This is a genomic window from Acinetobacter piscicola, from assembly GCF_002233755.1.
Taxonomy (GTDB): domain Bacteria; phylum Pseudomonadota; class Gammaproteobacteria; order Pseudomonadales; family Moraxellaceae; genus Acinetobacter; species Acinetobacter piscicola.
Window position 1 is genome coordinate 198032 of the sequence record NZ_NIFO01000005.1, and the last position, 24974, is coordinate 223005.

Genomic DNA, 24974 nt, shown 5'->3' on the forward strand with positions numbered 1-24974 from the left:
AGTTATTTCAGCACATCACAGTTTAAGCGTGATAAAATGCCCAACAGTTTGATATAGGATTCATCTATGCAGTTTGTTCATCTTGGTATTCATACAGAATTTTCGATCACTGAGTCGATCGTACGGATACCTGATCTGATTAAAGCTGCGACATCAGACGAAATGCCTGCTTTAGCCATTACAGATTTATCCAATCTGCATGCTGCTGTTAAATTTTATAATAAAATACAAGGCAAAGGCATTAAACCAATTTTTGGTAGTGTCATTCGTCTCAATGATGCCAACCACAAAGCAACTTTATTAGCGATGACCAATAAGGGTTGGCGTAGTCTGACTGAAATTGTGTCACGTGGTTTTATTGAAGGTCAGCAACTTTCTATTCCTTGTATCCAGAAAGATTGGATTCTTGAACAATCTGACGATTTAATTATTTTATTAGGCTTACACAGCGATATCGGAGAAATGTTGTGCTCTGCTTATCCTGAAAAAGCTGAACCTTTATTAGAACAATGGATTGAAAAGTTTGGCAATCGAGTTTATTTGGCACTGACTCGTACAGGTCGTCCATTAGAAGAAAGCTTTAACCAAGAAGCGCTTAAACTTGCTGCAAAATATAATATTGGTGTTGTGGCACATAATGATGTGCATTTTGTTAGACCTCAAGATTATGAAGCACACGAAGCTCGAGTATGTATTGCGGATGGTTATGTTTTAGGTGATAGCAAACGACCTAAAACCTTTACAGCTGAACAATATTTTAAATCTTCTGCTGAAATGATCGAGCTTTTTGCCGACATTCCAAGTGCGATTGAAAACACCTTACAAATTGCTAAACGCTGTACTGTATCACTACGTTTAGGTTTCAATGATTTACCTGACTATCCAATTCCTGATGGTCACACGATTCATAGTTATTTTAACCATTTGTCTGAGTTAGGTTTAGAAGAGCGTTTAGCTGTTCTCTACCCTGCTGAAAAGCGTGATGAAGATTGGGCTGAAATCCGAAAACCTTATGATGAACGATTAGCTTATGAGCTGGGTATCATCAATAAGATGGAGTTCCCTGGTTATTTCCTTATCGTCATGGATTTCATTCAATGGTCTAAAAACAATGGTGTTCCTGTCGGCCCTGGACGTGGTTCAGGTGCAGGCTCTTTGGTTGCTTATAGTTTAAAAATCACAGACTTAGACCCACTTCGCTATGATCTACTGTTCGAACGTTTCTTAAACCCAGAACGTGTGTCCATGCCCGACTTCGATATCGATTTCTGTATCGCAGGTCGTGATAAAGTCATTGATTATGTAGCTCGACACTATGGGCGTGATGCTGTTTCTCAGATCGCAACTTTTGGTACCATGGCAGCAAAAGGTGCGATTCGTGATGTAGCACGTGTTTTAAGTAAGTCCTATGGTTTGGCAGATCGTATTTCTAAAATGATCCCGACCAAACCGCTAGGACTGACCTTAGAAGAATCGATTGAAGTTGAACCACAACTGAAAGATATTGTGACCAACCCTTCAAACCCTGATTATGATGATGCCTCAGAAATTTGGGAAATGGCTCTCAAGCTTGAAGGCATTACTCGAAACACAGGTAAACACGCAGGTGGTGTGGTGATTGCACCCACTAAAATTACCGATTATTCAGCAGTTTTATGTGAAGCAGATGGTACAGGTCGTGTTGCACAATTTGATAAAGACGATGTTGAAGCCGCAGGACTGGTTAAATTCGACTTTTTAGGTTTACGTAACCTGACCGTGATCGAAGCCGCTGTGCAAAATATTAATAAACGCATTCAATTAGAAACACCTATCGATATTTCGCTTATTTCTTTGACTGATCAAAAAGCTTATTCAGTATTTGCTGATGCAAATACGACTGCGGTATTCCAGTTTGAATCCGTGGGTATGAAAAAGATGCTCAAAGAAGCACGCCCAAGTAAGTTCGAAGAAATTATTGCCTTTGTATCCTTGTATCGCCCCGGCCCAATGGATCTGATTCCAGACTTTATTCATCGTATGCATGGTGGTGAGTTTGAGTATCTACATCCTTTATTGGAAAGCGTACTTGAACCAACCTACGGCATCATGGTTTACCAAGAACAAGTAATGCAAGCCGCTCAGCTCTGTGCGGGATATACACTTGGTGGCGCCGATTTACTTCGTCGTGCGATGGGTAAAAAGAAAGTCGAAGAAATGGTCAAACAACGTGCCACCTTTATTGAAGGTGCTGCGTTAAAAGATATCGATGAAGGTACAGCCAACCATATCTTCGACTATATGGAAAAATTCGCAGGCTACGGTTTTAACAAATCACATGCTGCCGCATATGCACTGGTTGCATATCAAACCGCTTGGTTAAAAGCACACTACCCGTCTGAATTCTTAGCGGCCGTTTTATCTTCGGAAATGCAGAATACAGATAGCGTAGTCTTCTTGATTGATGACTGTCGAAATAATGGCTTAGAGGTTTTACCTCCATCAATCAATATGTCGTTCTATCAATTCCATGCCAGTGATGCAGAAACCATTATTTACGGTTTAGGTGCAATTAAAGGTGTTGGCGAACAAGCCATGCAATCTGTGATTGACTCACGAATTCAAGATGGCCCATATAAAGATTTATTCGATTTCTGCCACCGCGTAGATTTAAAGAAAATCAATAAACGAACTTTAGAAGCTTTGATTCGTGCAGGTGCTTTGGACTGTCTTGGTATTGAACGTGCAAGTTTAATGCTACAACTTCCAGAAGCCGTTCAAGCTGCTGAACAAGCCCGATCTAACCGTGAAACAGGTATCATGGACTTGTTTGGAGAAGTTGAAGAAGTTCAACGTAAACCTGCTAAGCCTGTAAAACCATGGTCAGACGAAGTTCGTTTAAAAGGTGAAAAAGATACACTTGGCCTGTATTTGACAGGTCATCCGATTGATGTTTACCGTGCTGAACTTAAAGCTTTTATTCCAAATAAAATTAATGAATTAACGCCTACACGTCGTGGAGTGACCACTGTTTTTTCAGGCTTGGTTGTCGACGTTGCGAACTTTCCAAACCGCATGATGATCACACTTGATGATGGTACAGCGCGAATCGAAGTTTCTGCGAATCATGAAAGATTTCAGCGCTTTAAAGATATCATTCAGAATGAAAAAGTCGTTGTTATCGAAGGTGAAATTTACGAACGTGAAGGTTTTGACCGTCCAATGGGACGCTTAACCAAAGCATTTACACTGAATGAAATTCGCCAGAAACGTGCTAATAATATTTCTGTAAAATTAAATCCTGAGATTATCACTAAAACCTTAGCATCTGATATTCAAAAGATTTTATTACCTTATTGTAATGTCGATATGTGTCAACACATTCCAATGCAAATTCAATTGGACTATGACTATGCCACTGCTGAATTGCATTTAGGACAACAATGGAAAATTGCTCCTTTAGATGAATTACTTGCAAAATTACGTGACTATTTTGGTAAAGAAGCAATTCACATTGAATATCAAGTCAAATCAAAAGCTGCGAAAGCTGTTGATCATCGACAACAACCAACTCAGCAACTTGCTCCTCCCTCAAGTGACATGAGTATGGATGATGCTATGGATCAATACATGGCTGATGCAGGTCAATTTTCGTAATTCACAGTCTTAAATTAAAGCTTATATTTTTGGAAAAATAATGGATATTATCGACAATGCTGTGATTTCGCAGCATTTAAGTCATGTACGTATTGTGATGGTCAATACCACACTTCCTGCAAATATTGGAAGTGCGTTACGTGCAATGAAAACCATGGGATTATCTAAATTAGTCCTTGTTGCACCAAAGACCTATCCACATCCAGATATTGACGCACTCGCAGCAGGTGCTACAGATCTTATCGATCAAATTGAAATTGTAGAAACTTTAGAACAAGCCATTCAAGATTGCCATATCGTCTTTGGTACCAGTGCACGTAGTCGTACCATTCCATGGCCACTTTTAGATGCTCGTCCCGCTGCACAAAAATCGATGCAAGGTGTCATAAAAGATCAACAAGAAATCGCTATTGTCTTTGGGCGCGAAGATCGTGGTTTAACCAATGAAGAATTGGCTCTAGCGAATTACCATGTCACTATTCCTGTGAATACGGATTATGGTGTTTTAAATGTAGCCCAAGCCATTCAAGTGTTATGCTATGAAATGCGTATGGCAACCTTAGAGTTAGTAGAAAAAGAAACAGATACGCAAGCAGTCATGCATGTTACTGACTCAGATGCTATGCACTGGGATGAACCTTTGGTCACACATGAGCAAATGGAACAGTTTTACCCACATATTGAAAAAATGCTCGCTGAAATTGAATTCTTAGACCCTAAAAATCCAAGATTACTACCATTACGCTTGCGTCGATTATTTGGGCGTATACAATTAGATAAAATGGAATATCATTTATTACGCGGCATATTTAGCCGAGTTCAAGCTTTAAATAATGGTACATGGAAAAAATCCCAAAATGAGGATCAAAACTAATGCTTAAACAGCTCAAAGAAGATATTCAAGCTGTATTTGCGCGAGATCCCGCTGCGCGAAATACATTCGAAGTTTTAACAACTTACCCAGGTATACATGCCTTAATTATGCATCGTATAGCACATGAGCTATGGGAAAAAGAGTGTAAAACTTCAGCACGAATTTTGTCTTCTTTTAGTCGTTTTGCTACAGGTATTGAAATTCATCCAGGTGCTAAAATCGGTAGACGCTTTTTTATTGATCATGGCATGGGTGTCGTGATTGGTGAAACGGCTGAAATTGGCGATGATGTGACTTTATATCATGGCGTAACATTAGGTGGCACAACGTGGAATAAAGGCAAACGCCATCCTACTCTTGGAGATGGGGTGGTTGTCGGCGCAGGTGCAAAAATCCTCGGGCCATTTATTGTGGGTAAAAATGCCAAAGTTGGTTCCAATGCTGTGGTAACCAAAGCAGTGCCCGAAGGTGTAACAGCAGTCGGCAACCCTGCTCGCTTTATTAGCAAAGACAAAGAATCTGTTCAAGTTAAAGAGCAAGAACCACGATGTCCTGACAATACCAACACAGATCATTTAACTGAAAGCAATGAAAATACTGACTTTCAAGCCTATGCTGCAAGCCAAGAACAGGTCGATCCTATTCTGGAAGGTATGCGTATGCTGATTGATCGCTTAGAACAAAATGAAAAGCGTATGAATGATTTTTGCCTTCGACTCTCATTATTAGATCCAACATTCAATAAACAACAGATCGATGAACAGCCATATAGCGAAGAAGAACTTAAGATTATTGAAGATGTTAGACGTGAATGTAAGTCACAAAGTAATCAATCTAAAAGCTAATGTATAGTTTTTAATACAATAAACTAAATCGAGTTGCATGTTTATACGTCTTTTCATAGACTGATGAATATGCAACTCCACTTTTAATTTTCAATATAAATCATTGGAAGAAATACATGACAATTAAGCCTTTGGCATATGCGTTACTTGCTACTTCAGTACTTACAGCATGTTCTATGACACCAGTGCAGCAAAAACCTGTTGCAAATGAACCTATCGTATATACAGAACCAGATTTATCTCCTCCGTTTTATGCACTCAATCCATTCAATTATGATCAACCACCAGTATTTGAATTAGAATTGAAAAAAGCATCAGCACAACCTGTAAATAAACTTGAAGTGACTGATCCTGCCAATCCAGCGCATAAATTAATTTTAGATACCAATAAATTGATTGTTCCGACTGTAAATAATACACAACGTGCAATGAAGTATGCAGTGCTTGCAGGTGAAAATGAAATTGATATCACCTCAATTGATGACTTCTTACAGATGGTAGAAGGTAAAGCACGTCATTACCCACCTCAATTTACAGATCGCCAAGAACGTAAAGGTTTTGAAAGCAAACTCAGAGAAGTTTCTGCGCAACTTGATCAATTGGCTGCACATCCAAATGCATCTTTTGATATTTTAATTCGTGCATTTAAAGCCAGCGTATTGGGTCGTAATCTTGATTTAGGTTCTTCTTACACCACTAAATCTCTAGACTACGCACAACGTATTTTGAAAATAAACAAAGAAGATCCTGAAGCGAACTTATGGTTTGGTTTCTCTTTATCTGAAGGTGGCGGTCAAAAAGAAGCACAACCTTATTTAGATAAAGCCATTAAACTGAATGTTCAAGAAGCTTATTTATCGTCTGCGAATAACTACATTAGTATGGAGCAGAAAAAGAATGCGATTCAAACTTTGAAAAATTACAAAGTTAAATACCCTTCTGAAGCTGAAGTCGCAGACCGCTTAATTCAAGAAATTGAGAAGCAAGGACGTTATAACGTCTGGCAAATTATGAAGAATCCTGCGCTAGCGCAATAATCTGATATAAAAAATAGACTGATCATTCAGTCTATTTTTTTAAATAAAAATAGAAATTAAACAAAAGTATCGTATTATCCTTAAAAATTGATCTAGTTCATGATTATGCAAAGTACTAAAAAAACAATCTTGCTCTCTATTATGGCGCTCAGCACACTTAGCTTGAGTGGCTGTCAAGTCGTCAGCGTTAAAAATCAGAAAGTTAATGTTACTATTACCAATGAACGTGACAGTATCTTAACGCGCTCAAAGATGAGTGAAGCAAGTTTAAATGTACTTTCGATGACAGGTCGTGAAGCCAAATCATGTGCTGAAGACCCTGACAAATGTGTCAAGGATTTAGAAGCAATACCACAGATTCAAGATGAACAATTACTCTCTACCATCAGTGAAATTTATTTAACCAAAGCCATCAATCTTAATGGTTCATCAAATTGCAAAATTAGTATTCTTTCAAAACATCAATCAGAAGAAAAACAAAAACTCAATCAACAAAACTACGACCAATGTTTAGATCAACAAATGGCGATGTTAGATAAGAGCATCCGCTATAGCTATGCTTATTTATTTAAAACTGAACGCCATGCACAAGATCGTATTTTTAATAACAGACAAGTTCAAATACGTGACTTTTATAATCAGGCTTTAGCCAAACTCATCACCACCTACTCAACTAGAAATAAATATCAAAAGGTGGGTAAACAGATTAAGGTGGGTGCTAGTACTTACAGTATTAACTTCAATGGTTATCCTCAACTTGATAATACTGATTTAGAAAATCTACTCTCTAGCTATAACCTAAACTTTTCAGGATTGCGCTCTATCAACCGTAGAGATGGTTTTGGTGCTGAATTTGTAGCAGTATTACCGAAATTAGAAGAAGAGCCTGAAGAAAGTAAATATATTATTGATCCATTTCATTACAAATATAAAAACGGTATCAATCCGAATATTCATCAACCCCGTTACTTATCAGTCAGCATGACTGCTCAACCTAAAAGCACAGCCACTTTACAAAATATTTTGCATGGCACAGACTTCCAACTAAATGTTTATGATCCCTATAGTGTTGAAAAAATAAATGTCGGTGCAAATGAATACCCGCTTGCGGCAAATTTCTCTGCACCTTATGGGCTATGGCTGGCCGAAAATAACTTAGGCGCTGCAGCCTACCTGAGCTTGATCGATCGTGATCAGCGCTTAACCATGCCACATTTATATATGCTTGAACCCTATAACCCAAACAAAAAAGTGATTGTTTTGGTACATGGTTTGGCAAGTAGCCCTGAAGCATGGATTCGTTTAACCAACGATATTATGGGTGATCAAGTTTTAAGAGAAAACTATCAAGTTTGGCAAGTTTTCTACTCGACCAATATGCCAATTCTTGAAAGCCGTTATCAAATTAATGCGATTATTAATCAAACCTTTGCTGCTATTGATCAAGAATCATCATCTGTAAAGGATGCAGTGTTGATTGGACATAGTATGGGAGGAATTATTGCGCGTTTATTGGTCAGTGATGCCGATTTAGTCAAACCTGCCTTAAAAAGATTAAATAATCGAAAATACGATAAATTTAAAGATGACCCGATCTTTAAAGAACGTTTAACAATCAAATCTGTACCTAACTTTGAGCGTGCTATTTTTATTTCCGCACCGCACCGTGGTACTGAATTTGCGGATCGTTGGTTTACTTTAGCTGCACGTAAAATTATTAAACTTCCGGGCGCATTTTTAGGCGCTTTAGCTGATTCAATCGATGATCGAGATATCAATGCTAAAAACTTCTTAACAGATGTTGGACAAGGTTTAATCCAAAATGGTCCGAGTGATTTAAGTCGTAATTCTAAATTTACTTTGGTGACTGAAAACGTCATACCTAAAAAAGATATGATTTATCATTCGATTATGGGTAATGATACCGATAGTACTGACCCTAATGTGATGTCCGATGGTATCGTTCCTTATAAAAGTTCTCATTTAGATGGTGCTGTTTCTGAAAAAATCATCAAAGGTGGCCATTCTATTCAAGAAACGCCTGAAGCTGTTCTAGAACTAAGACGTATTTTGAGATTACATCTGACTGATTTGGGTATTTATAAACCCAATAATTTAAAAACCCAGTAACCCATGCTGAACAGCTAAGCGTAAATAATTTGTCATTGGCTAAAATTCTACATACCCTGAACCTTATATGGTTCAAGGTATGTGAATAGAGATCTAAATAAAGATCTGAATTAAAATTTTGTTCCGATTCATTATTTTATATTTATTAACTAGATTTTCTTAACACGATCCAACTTAAAAGACTAAATGAATCATTAATATCTAATACTTGAATGAATGAATTTTACAACTTCTATCACCAAGTACGATAAAGTCATTATTATTTTATTTGAACACGTTGTTTATTTTCCAAAATATCAGGCAAGCTACGCTCAATCCAACCGATGAGATAATTGAGTTTCTCTGCGGCTTGAGCACCTAAAACAGTCAGCTGATACTCTACTTTAGGGGGGACTTCTGGATATACCGTACGTAAAATAAAGCCATCTTTTTCTAAAGTTTTCAGCGTTTGAGCAAGCATCTTTTCACTCACGCCTTCTATACGATTTCGTAACTCACTAAAACGCTGTACCCCTTCGCTTAAACAACGAAGAACCAACACCGACCACTTACTGGTTAAATGTTCTAGGATTTGACGTGAGGGACATTCACTGGATAAAACTTGACCAATTAAATCACTACGACCATAAATACTCATAAAATTCTCTCTATCTAGTAATTAACTTACTTTTAGGTACGTACTTACATTTGGTAAGTTTAATAATTATGATATTAACATCAAGTTTAAAAAACATCCAACTTAAATCTTAAATGAAGGTAAATACTATGAAAATTGCAATTACAGGCGCTACTGGTCAACTTGGTGAATTGGTTATTCACAACTTATTAAAACAAACAAAAGCTGAAAATATTATCGCTTTGGTCAGAGATTTTGGCAAAGCTCAATCACTTAAACAACAAGGTGTTGAATTAAGATTATTTGATTATGACCAACCAGAAACACTTATTCCTGCCTTACAAGGTGTTGATAAATTATTACTTATTTCTGCAAATGAAATTGGTCGCCGTACACCACAACACCAAGCTGTTATAAATGCAGCTGTTTCAGCAAAAGTACCTTATATTGCCTACACCAGCTTATTAAATGCCGATACAAATCCATTAGGCTTAGCCCAAGAACATCGAGAAACTGAAGCTGTGATTCTACAAAGCGCTATGAAGTACACCTTTTTACGTAACAACTGGTATAGCGAGAACTACCTTGCAAATGTACAGCATGTTGCTGAAACAGGAGTGCTTTATGGCAGTGCTCAGGATGGTAAAATCAGTTCTGCATCAAGACTCGATTATGCTGAAGCCGCAGCTAAAGTCCTCCTCACAACGAACCATGACAATAAAATTTATGAATTAGCAGGATCGACCAGTTATACCCTTACAGATTTAGCATCATATATCGCCAATTCTTCTGGTAAAACAGTCCATTATCAAAATATCAGCGCAGAAGACTACAATGAAGCTTTGACATCAGCAGGATTACCTAAAGCGCTTGTAGAGGTTATTATTGATGCCGATGTTCAAAGTGTAGCTGGCGCAATGTTTAGTGATAGCAAAGATTTAGAAAATCTAATTGGTCGAAAAACAACACCTATCCAAGATCAGGTACAGGCACTATTTAAATAATCAGTTCAATGTACAAAATTAACTGCGTATATAATCATATTTTTAAATTCAATAACTTACCCATCAAGGATGAATGTTTTTGATGGGTAAATCGATATTCATATTTAAATCAGCAATAGATTGTCTTTCTGCATTGATCATTGTCGCATTAAAGGTTGAAATTTTACGCATTGTAATCGGATCATTGATTTTCAATACAGGTCTAAATTGATGATTAACCATGACATCTACGGCTTCATCAAATTGAAAATAAACTGATCCATCAAATAAAATTTTGATCGGGATTTCATAACTGCGTTTTAATTGAAACGGTACAGATAGCTGAATTGGAATATCCATTTTCAATGGAAATTTAGGCAGTAGTTTATTTTGATAGACTAAATCTGTATTGGTTTCCAAAGGCATCACCGTTTCAATTTGAATATTGGTTGTATAATCAATATCAACGATAATCGGTGTTGTTACTGCAAAGCTAAGATCTGCAAGATATTTGCCAGTTAAAGGCAAATTAAGCGTCCGCTCAACTTTTAGATCCGCATCTAATGCTCCCTTGGCTTGAGCTTGTAAATAATTTCCAACTTGGATTTTGGTAGGTAATTGCTTTGACAATTGAATTTGTGCATTTTTTGCCGAAATATACATAGAAGCCTGAACATTCAAATATATCCAAGCCAATGATGCAATCAGTAATACTACAATTATAAAGCTAAACAGCATATACCGAACCGAACTAAAAATCCCCATCATTCAACCTCACTTACTTTGTATTTGAACTTGTGGATGATCAGGAGCAATATCATGTTGAGACAGTTTTAAGCTATTTAATGGGATCTTTAATTGCCCTTTTTCAATTTTCACTGGCAAAGTATTTTGAACATCTACAGTTGCAGCCAAAGCCGATTTGATTGGAACATTTAAATGTCCTTCTATAGGAATATTGGTTTTCAGTGTTGCTTTCAGCGGTACTTTTAAATTCTCTTTGAGTACAGTTTTAACAGGTACATCAAATTTCAAATGTACTTTTTGATTCAACGGTATTTTCAAATCAATCGGCACATCCATATGAATGGGTATCGTGCCTTTCAATGGCAAACTAATGTCTTTACCCAATACCTTCACTTTAACAATAGTGTCAATTGGCATATTTTGATTTACTTTCAAAACCTCTTTGACTGGAATCGTGGTTTGAATCGGAACATGATTATCGAAATAAACTCGCGGCGTTAAAGTCTGTGAAATAGGTAATTCTAAATTCTCATCAATTGGAATCGTTGCATTCACCTGCCCTGTCACGTCGACATCTAAAGCATCATGAATCACAACTTTAGCCTGTAAGGGTTCTTGCAAATCAATATTTACCGCTTGATTTTCAAGCGGAATATAAATACTGAAATGTTTAAATACCCAAATCGCGATCAATACGCCACATAACGTTGCAATGAGAATAAAAGCAACACCCATCATTATTTGTTTTAACTGCAAAATTCATCCCTTGAATCTTAGTTTTATCTATTTTCTATTCTAAATATTATTGTGAATCAATTTGCCTTTTTCTGTACGAAAGTTGAATCTATTTGTTCTTATTTTAAGCATTTATGCATTCTTAAGTTACGTTCATGTGATTAAGAATAATCACTTAACCAATAACAATGTACGATTGCCGTATTTTTCTTATACTCTACACCAATAGCACCATTCTTATAATTTTGTTTAAATTTCAATAATTTAAAGTCTTTCTTTGCAGTAGCTGTCGTTAAATCAAAATATAAATACTCATTGTACTGTTGTGCTGGACGCCCAAAACCAACCTCAATTTTGGAAATAGGAATACCTGCATAAAATGTATTTTTAAGCTGATAGCTGGTTAAATCATAGGCTTGCTGTTCAATATATTTTGAATCAACAATATATGAAGCTAATGGCTCTATGACTTCTGTATTTTTATCATGAAAATCATAAGCTTGTCGCACTGCACAATTTCGCTCAAAGCGATCTTTAAGCAGAGGACGTAGTTCAAGTGACTTAGCATTAACTAACGTTGAAAAGAATATGCAAGAGATACTCAATAAGATTTTATTTTTCATTAAATGCCACACTTGAATTTTTATGCTGTATCAAAGTTTAAGGCAAATCCAAAAATTTAGGCAATAAAAAACCCGACATAAAGTCGGGCTTTATTTACGTTAACAAATTATGCATTTGTTTCCGCAGGAATTTTAGGATAGCTTACGCCGCCCATTTGCTCTGCAATACGTAATACTTGGCAGCTATAACCAACTTCGTTATCGTACCAAACATATGCAGTTAAACGGTTGCCAGAAGTGATTGTTGCTTGCGCATCAAATACACCTGCTGTACGAGAACCGATAAAGTCAGAAGATACAACCTCAGTTGAGTTTGTATAGCCGATTTGACCTTGAAGATTCGAGTTAATCGAAATTTGACGGATATATTCGTTCACTTCTTCACGATCAACTTCTTTATCTAAAGTTAAGTTTAAAATCGCAAGAGAAACGTTTGGTGTTGGAACACGCACAGAGTTACCTGTCAATTTACCTTGAAGTGCAGGAAGTGCTTTAGCAACTGCTTTAGCCGCACCAGTTTCAGTAATAACCATGTTCAACGTTGCAGCACGACCACGACGGTCTGCTTTATGGTAGTTGTCAATTAAGTTCTGATCGTTTGTAAACGAGTGAACTGTTTCAACGTGACCATTCAACACAGTGTATTTGTCATGTAATACTTTAAGTGTTGGTGTAATTGCATTCGTTGTACAGCTTGCAGCAGAGATAATCGTATCTTCATCAAGAATGTCAGCTTGGTTTACACCAAACACCACGTTCTTCATGTCGCCTTTACCTGGTGCAGTCAAGATCACACGTGCAGCGCCTGGGCACTTAAGGTGTTGAGCAAGACCGTCTGCATCACGCCATTTACCTGTGTTATCGATCACCAATGCATTGCTGATACCATAATCGGTATAATCAACTTCAGATGGATTAGAAGCATAGATCACTTTGATGAACTGACCATTTGCAATAATTGCTTCGTTTTCTTCATCAACAGAAATCGTGCCAGAGAATGGACCATGGATTGAGTCACGGCGTAATAAAGACGCACGTTTTTCCAAATCACCATCAGATGACTTACGAACCACAATCGCTTTTAGATTTAAACCACGACCAAGACCAGACTGACCAATCATTAAACGTGCAAGAATACGACCGATACGACCAAAACCATAAAGTACAACGTCACGACCTTCTACTGAAGTCTCACGACCTTCTGCGGTTTTAACAGCTGCTGCAACAAATGCATCAACATCGCCACCTTTTTCTTTAAATTCAACTGCAAGTTTACCTAAATCAACTTCAGCAGTGCCAATATTTTCAATTTTAGCCAATGCTTCAAGAATTGGGAACGTGTTTACAACTGAAAGCTCAACGTCCAACATACGTGTACGACGGTGTGCTTTTAAAATTTGAATCACTGAACGGTTAACTAAAGAACGACCGTAAACAGAAGTCACAATATTTTTTTCACGGTATAATTGACCGATTAATGCAATCATACGTTCCGCGATTTCTTCACGGTTTTTCCAGCGACCTTGGTGCTCTGCATGTAGGGCGATGATAGTGTCTTTGCTCACAGATACGTCCTCTATTTATGTATATCTAGACATGGTTTTTAAAACCCCATAATTGTAAAGCAATTCTCATTTAGTTGAAATCAAATCATCTATCATTTTTATAAAATTTTGTAATACTTACTATTTTAATGTGTATTACAAATTGATTTTAAACAATTAAGAAGCTACTAAATCACTTTTACGTATCCATAATGCACTTTGTGAACAGCAAACCTCATAGCAAACTAGACTATCAAGTTTATTCAATTCACAAATCAATCATTACAGACCATAAAACATCAAAAAGAAAATGAGCCACTTAAAATCAATCAATTCACAGATTCATTCAGCATCTATTTACACACTACGAATTTGGTGAAAAGTGTAAATCGTAACTAATCGCCGTGTTGAATGCTTCAATATCAAAATCGACTAAATTTTCTGGTATTTTCATCAATAAAGGCAAACGAATCAGTCCATTATCTCCGCTTGGGAAAGCATAATGGCGTTCCAACTCACTCATAGATGTTAAACTTTCAAATTCAATAAATACATGATATTTGGGTAAACTTTTAGGAATAGCTAGAACATCCATGTAAGTTTGCTTTTTAATCAATAATGCAGCCTGATTGGTTTGCGTAATTTCATTATCAACACGATCGCCTCGCAAAATTCTTTTAATAAAAGAACCTTGCCACGACGTTTGCTCTTTTTTCAATTGAGTAACGTAGTGAGTTAAATCACGATAATCCGTCATTTGATCAAACAAAATGCTTTGAATTTTTTTAATCGGTTGTTGTGAACGCTCATGCATCACTTGCCATTCATGCTTACTCATTGGAATAAAAATTTCATCTTTCCTTTTTTCCAAAAGTTTTAAATAAGCCAATAAACGATATTCAAAAAGTTGTACGGCGTGATTAAAGAATAAAGCTGGCTGTTCTTTAAAATCTCGATAATGTGCAAGAATTTCAGAAAAAATTCGATGTACACTCATGAATAAGTATTCAAACTCTTCTATATGCGATAAATCACTTTTAACTGCATTGCGCAAAGGCATTAGAATATTGGCCGTGATCAATTGCTCAATCTTTTTTAAATGATTTTGAGCAACTGAATCACTATTATTCGCCGACATACCTAAAGGTTCCATTAAGAATGGCAACAGTGTTTTATCTGTAAAATGTTCAAAATCTTGCACGATTTCAATCACATCCTTCTGCACTTGGCTTTGAATCGTGATCATCCTCTGCATCATTTCAGCTATGTCGTCTTTATAGTTTTCATCATTAATTTTATCAATTTCAACGACTAGTCCAGTCACATAAATTTGATTTTTATATTCAATATTTTCTTCAAATAAAAAACGTCGAATTGAATATGGATTTTGTTCAAAATTCTGAATTGGTGCGATTAAATAAATAAATTCAGATGTTTTAACAATGTCAAATTTTCTAACTTTTTGTTCAGTTAAAACATAATATTTAAAAAACGGATGGTTTCTTAATTCTGCCGACTTAGGCAGTAAAGGCTTAAACCAATAACCCAATAATTGTTGCTTAATAAAGACTTCAACAATAAAACAGCGTATTTGTTCGCACGTCAGATTGCGAATCCCTTGAGGCGGCTGAATTTTAATTTTGCGAATCAGTTTCGCAACATCTTGCAAAAAGACTCTGCGAATCAACATTTTTTCACGCTGTAGACTTAAATTATCATCAACAGGGATTAAATCGATTTGATGCAAAGCATTTTCTAGATAGTCTGCAATTTGCACACTGTCTGTAACGTCCTTCAACCAATTTATAGAGTTGCTTAATTTACTCGCAATCGATCGCATACGTTCACTGGAAAAACTATGCTTTAAAATACTTAAAGAATTGGTAATCGTATACTCAAATGTATTGGTGACACGATTCCATTGAATATCTTTTGGCTTTAAAATTTGACGGTCAATTTCTTCTCGCACTTCAATATTTTCAGTGTCGAAAACATGCAATAAAGTACCTTCCCAGTTTAAATCTGTACTCGGTTCTAATTGTGACAGCATTGCTCTTGTTTGGTATGGTATTACAGCAGAGTTCATCATATAACCAACTTTTTACTTGTAAAAAGTAAATATAAGAAACTTTAATATTGAGACATATTTAACATATTTTTTCATTTTTGTTAATTATTTATGTGTGAATTGGCAAAATCTTATTCTTTTGATAACCATTTTAAACTGTGCATAATTTATCTATATTCTTTTAATTTGAGCATTTTTCAATCAACTTTTACTTAAAATACCACATTGAATTGCTTTAAACATTCAGAAGCACAGCTTCACAAAAATAATGATACCACTTTAGAATATTTTGATAGTTACTGTTTCTTAAACGACGAACAAAACATGATCTGTATATATTTCGAGCTTCCTGCTCAGATTGTGATTAAAATGATCTCATCATTCATTATTAAATTAAACTTGGAAATCATTTTGTTATTTTCATTCATACTCTAAGGTAAATATACCTCATGTATCATGTTAATTTGTACAACAATCAACCATTTACAAAACATCAATAAACCTTAATATTTATCGAATTTTTCAATATTTAACGTTAAGTCTTTCTTACGTTGTTTTTGTTTATAAAGATGAACAACGCCTTCGATCACTAAAACGCCAACAGCACACCAAATCGGTATATAAGTTAGCCATTCTTCTTTTGAAATTGACTCACCCAATGCAAGCGATGCCAAAGCGAGTAAAACTGGTTCTAAATAACTCAATAAGCCAAATAAAATCATGGGTAAATGTCGACTGGCAAGAATATAGCTACCTAAGCCAATTGCACTCAATAAACCAAGTCCAGCAACAACAAGTATTAAACTCGGTGAATCAATAAATTGACCATAAGCGTTTAAGCCCGTTTGGGTAAAATAAATCGCAAGTGGAATACAAATCAAAATGTCCCACCAAAAACCACCAAGATTGTCTGTTTGAATTTTTTTACGAATCAGAAAATATAGCGAATAACCCACCGCAACGCTTATTGTTTCCCATGCAATACTTCCCAATCGCCACAATTCATGCCCCACACCTAAAGTAGCAAAAGCTACGGCAACCATTTGGAACTTTGACAATTTTTCTTTGTATAGAACACTACCGACCAAAACTAAAACGAGCGGTAATAAAAAATATCCAAGCGAAACTTGTAATCCCCGACCATTCATTGGTCCCCAAAGAAATAGCCATAATTGAAAACAAGTTAATGTAGAAGTAATTACTAAAACCAAAAGCAGAAAAGGCTTTTCGAGAATTCTTTTATAAATTGTTTTGACGTGAACAAAATCACCGCTAAACAACATAAATAAGGTTAAAAACGGTAATGTTGAAATAATTCTCCAACCAAAAGTTTGCTGACTATCCATATCCCCAAACAGTTTGGTATAAAAATACAAAACACCAAATGTGACAGATGCCAATATAGACAATGCTACGCCTTTAAACATCTGTTACCTCAATCTCCACATATTTAGAGTTATTATAAACATTTTTCATTAAATATCACTTGAAAGATCAATCATTTTTATTATTTAAACAATCACTTTCGAATTCAACAATCTATTTAAAAATCAATATTTTGAAAATTAATATAATTTATACTTATGACTATTGATCCGTTTGTTTGGTACGAATAATATCTTTTAAATTAAAGCCTACGATTTGCGCATAGCGTAGAAATTCAGTAACTTTTGCTTCATCTGGATGAGGATTACGGGACAATAACCATAAATATCTCCGTTTCGGCTCACCCACTAAAGCCATTTGGTAAGCTGGATCTATTTTCAAAATCCAGTAATCACCACGTCCTACTGGCATCCAACGAATAGACTCAGGAAGGAAACTCACCTTTAATTTTGAATTAAATGGCTCATTGCTAATAAAACCTTCCCCTAAAGAACGCAATTCATTGCCATCAACATCAATACACCGATTATCAACTGCAATATTTCCGTATTCATTTACGGTATAACGTGCGGTTACATCCTTTGCACATTGTTTTTGAAAATACATCGGTTTACGTGCAATCTCATACCAAAGCCCTAAATATTGACTTAACTCCAACTTGGGGACAGCTGCCAAAGTTGAATTTTCTGCATAAGTTTGACTATAAAAATTAGGCAAAGCGATCACGCTACATAAAATTATTCGTTTTTTTAAATCATTCGCTTTGGGTAATTTTTTTAGAAATTGCACCTTATACCCTCATTATTTGCAAATACTATAATTATTAAAATAATCAGAAATTTAAACTTAGACTGTAGCTTTATGTATCTCAAACAATACTTAAAGCTACAGCATGATATCGCGTTGAATTGAATGAATTATTGTAACATTCTAGTTTTTAAGCGAACCATTTCATCGCGTAAACGAGCAGCTTGTTCAAACTGAAGCTCTTTCGATGCTTTTAACATCTCCTTCTCTAGTTTAGACAAGTGTTTGCTCAATAATTTAGGATCAGCAAGTAAATGTTGTTCGTCTGCGGTTAATGCACCATTTTGTTCAAGAATTTTTGCATCAATTTCATCATCTTCTAACACTTCACCTGAATCAATTTCCTTCATAACTTGGCGTACCGCGCTGCGTGGAATAATACCATGTTCTTCATTAAACTGAATTTGTTTAGCTCGACGACGCTCAGTTTCATCAATCGCTTTTTGCATTGAATCTGTAATACGATCTGCGTAAAGAATTGCTTTACCATTCAAATGTCGTGCAGCACGACCAATCGTTTGAATCAATGAACGCTCAGAGCGTAAAAAACCTTCTTTATCTGCATCAAGAATGGCAACCAAAGAAACCTCAGGCATATCCAAACCTTCACGTAATAAGTTAATGCCGACTAAAACATCATGCACACCTGTCCGCAAATCATGAATAATTTTAACCCGCTCTACGGTATCAATATCTGAATGTAAATAAGCCACTTTTACACCATATTCTTTCAGATATGAAGTTAAGTCTTCAGCCATACGTTTAGTCAAAGTTGTCACTAAAACTCGTTCATTTAATTCTTTACGAATATTAATTTCAGAGAGCACATCATCCACTTGAGTCAGCACTGGACGTATTTCAATTTGAGGGTCAACTAATCCTGTTGGACGAACGACTTGCTCTGCGACTTGCTCAGACTTCTCCAATTCATATTTTGCAGGTGTTGCACTGACATAAATCGTCGCTGGAACAATACGTTCCCATTCTTCAAACTTCATTGGACGATTGTCCAACGCACTCGGCAAGCGGAAACCATAATTCACTAAATTTTCTTTTCGTGATCGGTCACCTTTATACATCGCCCCAATTTGTGGAACTGTCACATGTGACTCATCGATAATCAATAAAGCATCATCTGGAATATAATCAAATAAGGTCGGCGGTGCTTCCCCCGCTGGGCGACCCGATAAATGTCGTGAATAATTTTCGATACCATTGGTATAACCCAATTGTTGCATCATTTCTAAATCATAGCGTGTACGTTGTTCAATACGTTGTGCTTCAAGTAATTTTTCATGCTCTTTAAAAAAGATTAAACGCTCAGCCAATTCTTCACGTATGGTGCCAATCGCTCTTTGCAAATTATCTTTTGGTGTTACGTAATGACTTTTCGGATAAATCGTTACACGTGGTGCTTTGCGTACTAGCTTACCTGTTAATGGATCAAACCAACGAATTGAATCGACCTCATCATCAAACAACTCAATACGAATCGCATGTTGGTCTGACTCCGCAGGGAAAATATCAATAATTTCACCACGAATACGATAAGTACCTCGTAAAAACTCAAGCTCATTACGGGTATATTGCATTTCTACTAAACGACGGATAATGTCATCACGACTAATACGATCACCTTGCACAATGTGCAACAACATACTCATATAAGCATTCGGATCACCCAAACCATAAATTGCAGAGACAGACGCAACAATAATGGCATCACGTCTTTCCAATAAAGCACGTGTTGCAGAAAGTCGCATTTGATCAATATGATCATTGATGGCTGAGTCTTTTTCAATAAAAGTATCAGAGGAAGGTACGTAGGCTTCAGGTTGATAATAATCGTAATAACTTACGAAATACTCAACAGCATTGTTTGGGAAAAAAGCTTTAAATTCCCCATAAAGTTGTGCAGCTAAGGTTTTATTATGTGCCATGACAATTGTTGGTCGCTGCGTTTGAGCAATCACATTGGCCATAGTGTAGGTTTTACCTGAACCAGTTACCCCGAGTAAAAGTTGATCGCGGAAACCTTTATTTACGCCTTCGACTAATTTTGCAATGGCTTGCGGCTGATCGCCTGCAGGCTCATAATTTGTAACAAGTTCAAAAGGTTGATGATCACTCACGGGCTATTCTCTTCTTACCAATACAATTGACTCATTCATATATGCAAATGAATTGCACGATTCAATGAACCACAGTGAATAGGAAATGACTCTAAAAATAAATAACAAATACAATGCCACAACAAGTCTAACAGAAAGCTGACTATCCACTTGTCGAGATTTATTATAAATGGGGTTAATTACACAATATTCAATAAATATCCTTGACCCTTTTTTAATTCAATAGCAACATGGAAACAAGCCGACTAAAAGATTGAAAAAACATGACTTATCAATATCATGATGAAAGTATAATCAAGAGCTTAACTGAAGATACGGTTTTTGTTTTTGGTAGCAATATGGCAGGTACACATCAAGGCGGTGCTGCGAAAACTGCACATTTATATTTTGGTGCAATGAAAGGTGTTGGACGAGGTTGGTCAGGTCAAAGCTTTGCTATTCCAACCATGAATGAACATTTACAGCAAATGCCACTTTCACAAATTCAACATTATATTGATGATTTTAAGATCTATACCAAGAATCATCCAAAACTAAAATACTTTATTACTTCAGTAGGTTGTGGCGTTGCAGGTTATAAAGTTGAAGAAATTGCGCCGATGTTTAAAGGCATTTCACGTAATGTGATTTTTCCGCAATCTTTTCGTCCTTTTGTAGAAAAAACATTACCTAAACTTACGCAAAAATTACTCCATAGTTTTATCAACGAACAGGTTATTTTTAATGCTGAGCTTGAACAGGCTATTCATGGTTTAGATTTAACGGATGCAGAAAAAAGTTTAGCCACGATTATTTTAAATACGCCTATGTACCCGACCGATAGTAATGGTCGTGATCGTGAATTTGAAATTCAGGATATTCTACATAATCTGCATGGTAAAACATTTGAATTTCAACCAGACGCTGAAGGTTCTATGATTTTTGGTGGTGCAATATTAGCGTTATTAGAACTTTATCATTTAAACGAAAATGATTTTATTGATGTATGGAATGGTACGCGAACAATTGCAGCACCAAAGGCTGAAAATCATTCTAAAAAATAAATGATTAAATGGCTATTGATTAAATAAAATATTAATCGTTTGAATATGCAAATATCGGGATCAGCAATTATAAAATTAAACTGATCCCTTTTTTAATTATAAAAAAATTCTAATCTGTAAGGGTTATAGCTTAGTAAAATAAGAACAATGTCAGTTGTTTCATATAAAAATACAAATGTATTTTTATTAATACATTACGTTTATACCAAATAATAATAGCTAACACTATTTTACTCATTAATAAAAAACAAATTCGTTAATGCAAACAAATTAATTAGAAAATCTTATCAAATAAAACTCACCTATAACATTTAAGAGACGAATCAATCTCAAGTCCAACTGATATTTTATGTATTTTATTTTTTATATTTTACCTACAGATATTACAAATCAAAAAACTCATAAGATTATATTTACGGTCAAAAAATAACTTAAATTTAATTAGTTTTACTAAAAAATAAAAGAATAATACAACAAATAATAAACAATTCTTTATTCTTATTATTTTGATATTACAAGCTTTTCATGTATATTTTGTTCTACTTTAGAACTTAAAAACAAATGAGAATCCTGTAATGGATATTACAAATTCCACTATATTTGATATATCACCAATCCCCATGTGGTTAGAAGATCTGAGTGAAATCAAAAAACAATTCGACCAGTGGAAACAGCAAGGTATTACTGATCTTCAACCCTTTTTAGAAGACAATTTTGACTTGGTTATTGAATGCGCACATAAAATTAAAATTATTAAAGTGAATAAAAAAACTTTAGAGCTTTTTGAAGCGCATAGTCAGCCTCACTTATGTCAAAATCTCAATGTTATTTTTCAAAAAGAAATGTTCAAAGCACATCTTCGAGAATTAGTCTCTTTGTGGAATGGCAACAATGAGTATTTAAGTACAACCACAAATTATACGATTTCGGGCAAGAAACTTGATATTAAACTGAGAGCAGTCGTACTTCCTGGTTCAGAAGATACGTTTAACCAAGTATTAATCACGACTGAGGATATTACTGATTACCAAAATGCTCATCGTCGTGAAGAAACCAATCGTCAGCTTGCTGAATCTCGATTTATTTATTCTCCAACTTCATTATGGGTTGAGGATTTTAGTCGTGTAAAAATGCGCTTAGACCAATTGCGAAATATTGGAATTGAAGACTTTCGTACCTTTTTAGATGTCCATTCAGATTTCGTCAATCAATGCGTAGAAGACATTATTCTCCTCGATGTAAACCAAGCAACCTTAGATTTATTTAAAGCAAAAGATAAAGATACTTTATTTAAAAATCTATATCGTGTTTTTGCTAAAGAAATGCATCAAACTTTTCGTGAACAATTGATTGAATTATGGAACGGGAAAATTCATCATCAACGTGAAGCTGTCAACTATGCTTTAGATGGCTCTATTCGAAATGTATTGTTGCAGTTTACAGTTTTTCCCGGCTATGAAGACGATTGGAGTTTAGTCCAAGTTGCCTTAACCGATATTACTGCGCGTAAAAAAGCTGAAAGCTATTTGGAATATTTAGGCAAACACGATGTTTTAACTAAACTGTTCAATCGATCTTTCTATACTGAAGAAATCAACCGCTTAGAACGTAGTGTACTCCGCCCTGTTTCTGCTATTTTCATCGATATGAATGGTTTAAAAGCCATAAATGATCAATATGGGCATGATGTCGGTGATGAGTTGCTTCGTCGCATGGGTAATATATTAAATCGTACCGTTACACATACTAGCTTTACAGCGTCTCGAATCGGTGGGGATGAATTTGTAGTGATGATGTCTGGTGCAAATGAATAGGCTGTCAATTCAACCATTATGACCATTGAAGAATTACTCAATATCGATAATCAATATTATTCGTCACACCCGATCAGCATTGCTATTGGTTATGCAACAACAGAGCCTCATGAAAAAGTTGAGGATATGTTAAAGCGTGCCGACCAAGTCATGTATCAAAAGAAAAAAGATTATTATGAATATTTTACTCAGCCTTTGGATCGCTAATAAATAACGCTCTCCATATCATTTCGTTCAAGTAACACACATAAAAATAGGTGCTGAATGCACCTATTTTTAATTACCTTTTGCCCATAGAGCGACGTGTACCACGTGGTGGCATCCATGTCCGATCTGCATATTGTTCAGGCTTTGGACGCACTTGATTATGTGCGACATCATCTTGATTTTCACCTGAAGCCGAAGGCATTGGAAAAGGTAACTTCGCCAAAGACTTTTTCTTTGGAGTATTTTGGGTGCTCATATGATTCACTCAATTTTAACTGAACATATTGTACGTAAAATTACTGAATGATGCGAGTGCTCATGTGAGACATTCACGATTTGTCGTCTCTTGATACAGTAAATTTTAATTTTCGTAGCTTTCTAGTGAATTTGCTTAGATATTGAACAACGACATACACTATTTTAAGCTATGATAGTGTGCTTTTTATTTTTAATCCCTATAAGAAGGAATAATGCCGTGGACGTACGTCTTTCAGATCGTGTTAATGCCATCAAACCGTCCCCTACTCTTGCTGTTACCAACAAAGCAGCAGAATTAAAAGCTGCAGGTAAAAATGTAATTGGTTTAGGTGCAGGTGAACCTGACTTTGATACCCCGCAACACATCAAAGATGCTGCTATTCAAGCAATTAACAACGGTTTTACCAAATACACAGCTGTAGATGGTACGCCTGGCCTTAAAAAAGCAATTATTGCAAAATTCAAACGTGACAATAATCTTGACTATGCTGCAAACCAAATTTTGGTTTCATGTGGTGGTAAACAGTCATTCTTTAACTTAGCACTTGCTTTGTTAAACAAAGGCGACGAAGTGATTATTCCTGCACCATACTGGGTAAGCTACCCTGACATGGTGATTATCGCTGAAGGCGTTCCAGTTGTTGTAAAATGTGGTGAAGAACAGCGTTTCAAAATCACTCCTGCTCAATTAGAAGCAGCAATCACTGACAAAACACGTTTAGTGGTTTTAAACAGCCCTTCAAACCCAACAGGGATGATTTATACCAAAGCTGAATTAGAAGCTTTGGCTGAAGTTCTCCGTAAATATCCAGAAGTTTTTGTTGCTTCTGATGATATGTATGAACCAATCCGTTGGGATGACGAATTCTATAATATTGCAACTGTTGCTCCAGACCTTTATGACCGCACAATCGTGTTAAATGGTGTGTCTAAAGCCTATGCAATGACTGGTTGGCGTATTGGCTATGCAGCCGGTCCTGCTAAGCTGATTGGCGCAATGAAAAAAATCCAATCTCAATCAACTTCGAACCCAACTTCAATTTCTCAAGTTGCTGCTGAAGCTGCGTTGAATGGTCCTCAAGATGTTCTTGAACCAATGATCGAAGCATTCAAACGTCGCCATGATTTAGTGGTGAATGGTTTGAACGAAATTAATGGTATTTCATGCTTGCCTGCTGACGGCGCATTCTATGCTTATGCAAATATTCGCCCATTGATCCGTGCCAAAGGTTTAAAATCTTGCACAGAATTCTCTGAATGGTTATTGGAAGAAACTGGTGTTGCCGTTGTTCCGGGTGATGCATTCGGCTTAGGCGGTTTTATGCGTATTTCGTATGCGACTGCAGATGAAGTACTTGTAGATGCACTTGCACGTATCAAAAAAGCTGCTGATTCAATTGAAGGTGTAGATGCTGCAATCGCTTCTATTCAAGCTGAAAAAGCTGCTCAATAAAATCTATAAACATCTATAGATTGAATAAAAACCCGC

At 35.9% G+C, this 24974-nt stretch carries 18 protein-coding genes and 1 pseudogene; 9 read left to right on the plus strand and 10 right to left on the minus strand.

All coding sequences use genetic code 11. The features are described 5' to 3' along the window. Positions 1-66 precede the first annotated feature (66 nt). From dnaE to CDA10_RS10725, 5 genes are all read left to right on the plus strand, one after another. Positions 67-3636, plus strand: coding sequence for a DNA polymerase III subunit alpha (dnaE, locus tag CDA10_RS10705; protein WP_089605587.1), 3570 nt, complete (start codon positions 67-69; stop codon positions 3634-3636). A gap of 40 nt (positions 3637-3676) precedes the next feature. Next, positions 3677-4510, plus strand: a complete 834-nt coding sequence (locus CDA10_RS10710; protein ID WP_089605588.1) for an RNA methyltransferase — start codon at positions 3677-3679, stop codon at positions 4508-4510. Beyond that, positions 4510-5355 carry a serine O-acetyltransferase gene (gene cysE / locus CDA10_RS10715; RefSeq protein ID WP_089605589.1) on the plus strand — a complete coding sequence of 282 codons (846 nt, stop codon included), beginning with the start codon at positions 4510-4512 and terminating at the stop codon, positions 5353-5355. Before CDA10_RS10710 ends, cysE begins: the two co-directional genes overlap by 1 nt. A 116-nt stretch (positions 5356-5471) precedes the next feature. Continuing rightward, entirely contained in the window at positions 5472-6392 is a 921-nt protein-coding gene (locus tag CDA10_RS10720) for an ABUW_2363 family tetratricopeptide repeat lipoprotein (RefSeq protein ID WP_089605590.1), read from the plus strand. 99 nt (positions 6393-6491) lie between these two features. Further along, a complete protein-coding gene (locus tag CDA10_RS10725; RefSeq protein WP_089605591.1) occupies positions 6492-8522 on the plus strand; it encodes a lipase family alpha/beta hydrolase in 2031 nt (676 codons plus the stop codon). Positions 8523-8781: 259 nt separating this feature from the next. Here CDA10_RS10725 and CDA10_RS10730 read toward each other — a convergent pair whose 3' ends face one another. Then, positions 8782-9159 (minus strand): winged helix-turn-helix transcriptional regulator, encoded by a 378-nt coding sequence (locus tag CDA10_RS10730; protein ID WP_089605592.1) that lies wholly within the window; start codon positions 9157-9159, stop codon positions 8782-8784. 128 nt (positions 9160-9287) lie between these two features. Here CDA10_RS10730 and CDA10_RS10735 point away from each other — a divergent pair, with 128 nt between their 5' ends. Next, positions 9288-10142: an SDR family oxidoreductase gene (locus tag CDA10_RS10735; RefSeq protein ID WP_089605593.1), complete on the plus strand. Its 855-nt coding sequence runs from the start codon at positions 9288-9290 to the stop codon at positions 10140-10142. A gap of 63 nt (positions 10143-10205) precedes the next feature. On the opposite strand, the gene CDA10_RS10740 is transcribed toward CDA10_RS10735, so the two are convergent. The 8 genes from CDA10_RS10740 to uvrB form a co-directional block, all read right to left on the minus strand. Further along, positions 10206-10886 carry a hypothetical protein gene (locus CDA10_RS10740; RefSeq protein WP_089605621.1) on the minus strand — a complete coding sequence of 227 codons (681 nt, stop codon included), beginning with the start codon at positions 10884-10886 and terminating at the stop codon, positions 10206-10208. Positions 10887-10895: 9 nt separating this feature from the next. Continuing rightward, positions 10896-11624 (minus strand): MFS transporter, encoded by a 729-nt coding sequence (locus CDA10_RS10745; protein WP_089605594.1) that lies wholly within the window; start codon positions 11622-11624, stop codon positions 10896-10898. Between the two features lie 140 nt (positions 11625-11764). Continuing rightward, entirely contained in the window at positions 11765-12226 is a 462-nt protein-coding gene (locus CDA10_RS10750; RefSeq protein WP_089605595.1) for a hypothetical protein, read from the minus strand. A 107-nt stretch (positions 12227-12333) separates the two neighbouring features. Then, a complete protein-coding gene (locus tag CDA10_RS10755; RefSeq protein ID WP_089605596.1) occupies positions 12334-13791 on the minus strand; it encodes a glyceraldehyde-3-phosphate dehydrogenase in 1458 nt (485 codons plus the stop codon). Positions 13792-14134: 343 nt separating this feature from the next. Then, positions 14135-15859: a hypothetical protein gene (locus CDA10_RS10760; RefSeq protein WP_228704622.1), complete on the minus strand. Its 1725-nt coding sequence runs from the start codon at positions 15857-15859 to the stop codon at positions 14135-14137. 482 nt (positions 15860-16341) lie between these two features. Beyond that, complete coding sequence (gene rarD / locus CDA10_RS10765; RefSeq protein WP_089605598.1) at positions 16342-17265, minus strand: EamA family transporter RarD; 924 nt, start codon at positions 17263-17265, stop codon at positions 16342-16344. Positions 17266-17425: 160 nt separating this feature from the next. Continuing rightward, the gene (locus CDA10_RS10770; RefSeq protein WP_089605599.1) at positions 17426-18013 is read right to left on the minus strand and encodes a lipocalin family protein; all 588 of its coding nucleotides are present in this window, start codon (positions 18011-18013) and stop codon (positions 17426-17428) included. 128 nt (positions 18014-18141) lie between these two features. After that, positions 18142-20163 (minus strand): excinuclease ABC subunit UvrB, encoded by a 2022-nt coding sequence (gene uvrB, locus CDA10_RS10775; protein WP_089605600.1) that lies wholly within the window; start codon positions 20161-20163, stop codon positions 18142-18144. A gap of 263 nt (positions 20164-20426) precedes the next feature. Here uvrB and CDA10_RS10780 point away from each other — a divergent pair, with 263 nt between their 5' ends. Then, complete coding sequence (locus CDA10_RS10780; protein WP_089605601.1) at positions 20427-21206, plus strand: A1S_2505 family phage non-structural protein; 780 nt, start codon at positions 20427-20429, stop codon at positions 21204-21206. Positions 21207-21781: 575 nt separating this feature from the next. Next, positions 21782-23227: pseudogene (locus CDA10_RS10785) on the plus strand (diguanylate cyclase domain-containing protein). A 73-nt stretch (positions 23228-23300) separates the two neighbouring features. On the opposite strand, the gene CDA10_RS10790 reads toward CDA10_RS10785, so the two are convergent. Next, positions 23301-23483: a hypothetical protein gene (locus CDA10_RS10790; RefSeq protein ID WP_089605602.1), complete on the minus strand. Its 183-nt coding sequence runs from the start codon at positions 23481-23483 to the stop codon at positions 23301-23303. A gap of 219 nt (positions 23484-23702) precedes the next feature. Here CDA10_RS10790 and CDA10_RS10795 point away from each other — a divergent pair, with 219 nt between their 5' ends. Further along, positions 23703-24938, plus strand: coding sequence for a pyridoxal phosphate-dependent aminotransferase (locus CDA10_RS10795; RefSeq protein ID WP_089605603.1), 1236 nt, complete (start codon positions 23703-23705; stop codon positions 24936-24938). Positions 24939-24974: the final 36 nt, after the last annotated feature.

Excerpts from the sequence above, each read along its gene's own strand:
- dnaE (WP_089605587.1), top strand. The coding sequence starts at position 67 with ATGCAGTTTGTTCATCTTGGTATTCATACAGAATTTTCGATCACTGAG.
- CDA10_RS10710 (WP_089605588.1), top strand. The coding sequence starts at position 3,677 with ATGGATATTATCGACAATGCTGTGATTTCGCAGCATTTAAGTCATGTA.
- cysE (WP_089605589.1), top strand. The coding sequence starts at position 4,510 with ATGCTTAAACAGCTCAAAGAAGATATTCAAGCTGTATTTGCGCGAGAT.
- CDA10_RS10720 (WP_089605590.1), top strand. The coding sequence starts at position 5,472 with ATGACAATTAAGCCTTTGGCATATGCGTTACTTGCTACTTCAGTACTT.
- CDA10_RS10725 (WP_089605591.1), top strand. The coding sequence starts at position 6,492 with ATGATTATGCAAAGTACTAAAAAAACAATCTTGCTCTCTATTATGGCG.
- CDA10_RS10730 (WP_089605592.1), bottom strand. The coding sequence starts at position 9,159 with ATGAGTATTTATGGTCGTAGTGATTTAATTGGTCAAGTTTTATCCAGT.
- CDA10_RS10735 (WP_089605593.1), top strand. The coding sequence starts at position 9,288 with ATGAAAATTGCAATTACAGGCGCTACTGGTCAACTTGGTGAATTGGTT.
- CDA10_RS10740 (WP_089605621.1), bottom strand. The coding sequence starts at position 10,886 with ATGGGGATTTTTAGTTCGGTTCGGTATATGCTGTTTAGCTTTATAATT.
- CDA10_RS10750 (WP_089605595.1), bottom strand. The coding sequence starts at position 12,226 with ATGAAAAATAAAATCTTATTGAGTATCTCTTGCATATTCTTTTCAACG.
- CDA10_RS10760 (WP_228704622.1), bottom strand. The coding sequence starts at position 15,859 with ATGATGAACTCTGCTGTAATACCATACCAAACAAGAGCAATGCTGTCA.
- rarD (WP_089605598.1), bottom strand. The coding sequence starts at position 17,265 with ATGTTTAAAGGCGTAGCATTGTCTATATTGGCATCTGTCACATTTGGT.
- CDA10_RS10780 (WP_089605601.1), top strand. The coding sequence starts at position 20,427 with ATGACTTATCAATATCATGATGAAAGTATAATCAAGAGCTTAACTGAA.
- CDA10_RS10790 (WP_089605602.1), bottom strand. The coding sequence starts at position 23,483 with ATGAGCACCCAAAATACTCCAAAGAAAAAGTCTTTGGCGAAGTTACCT.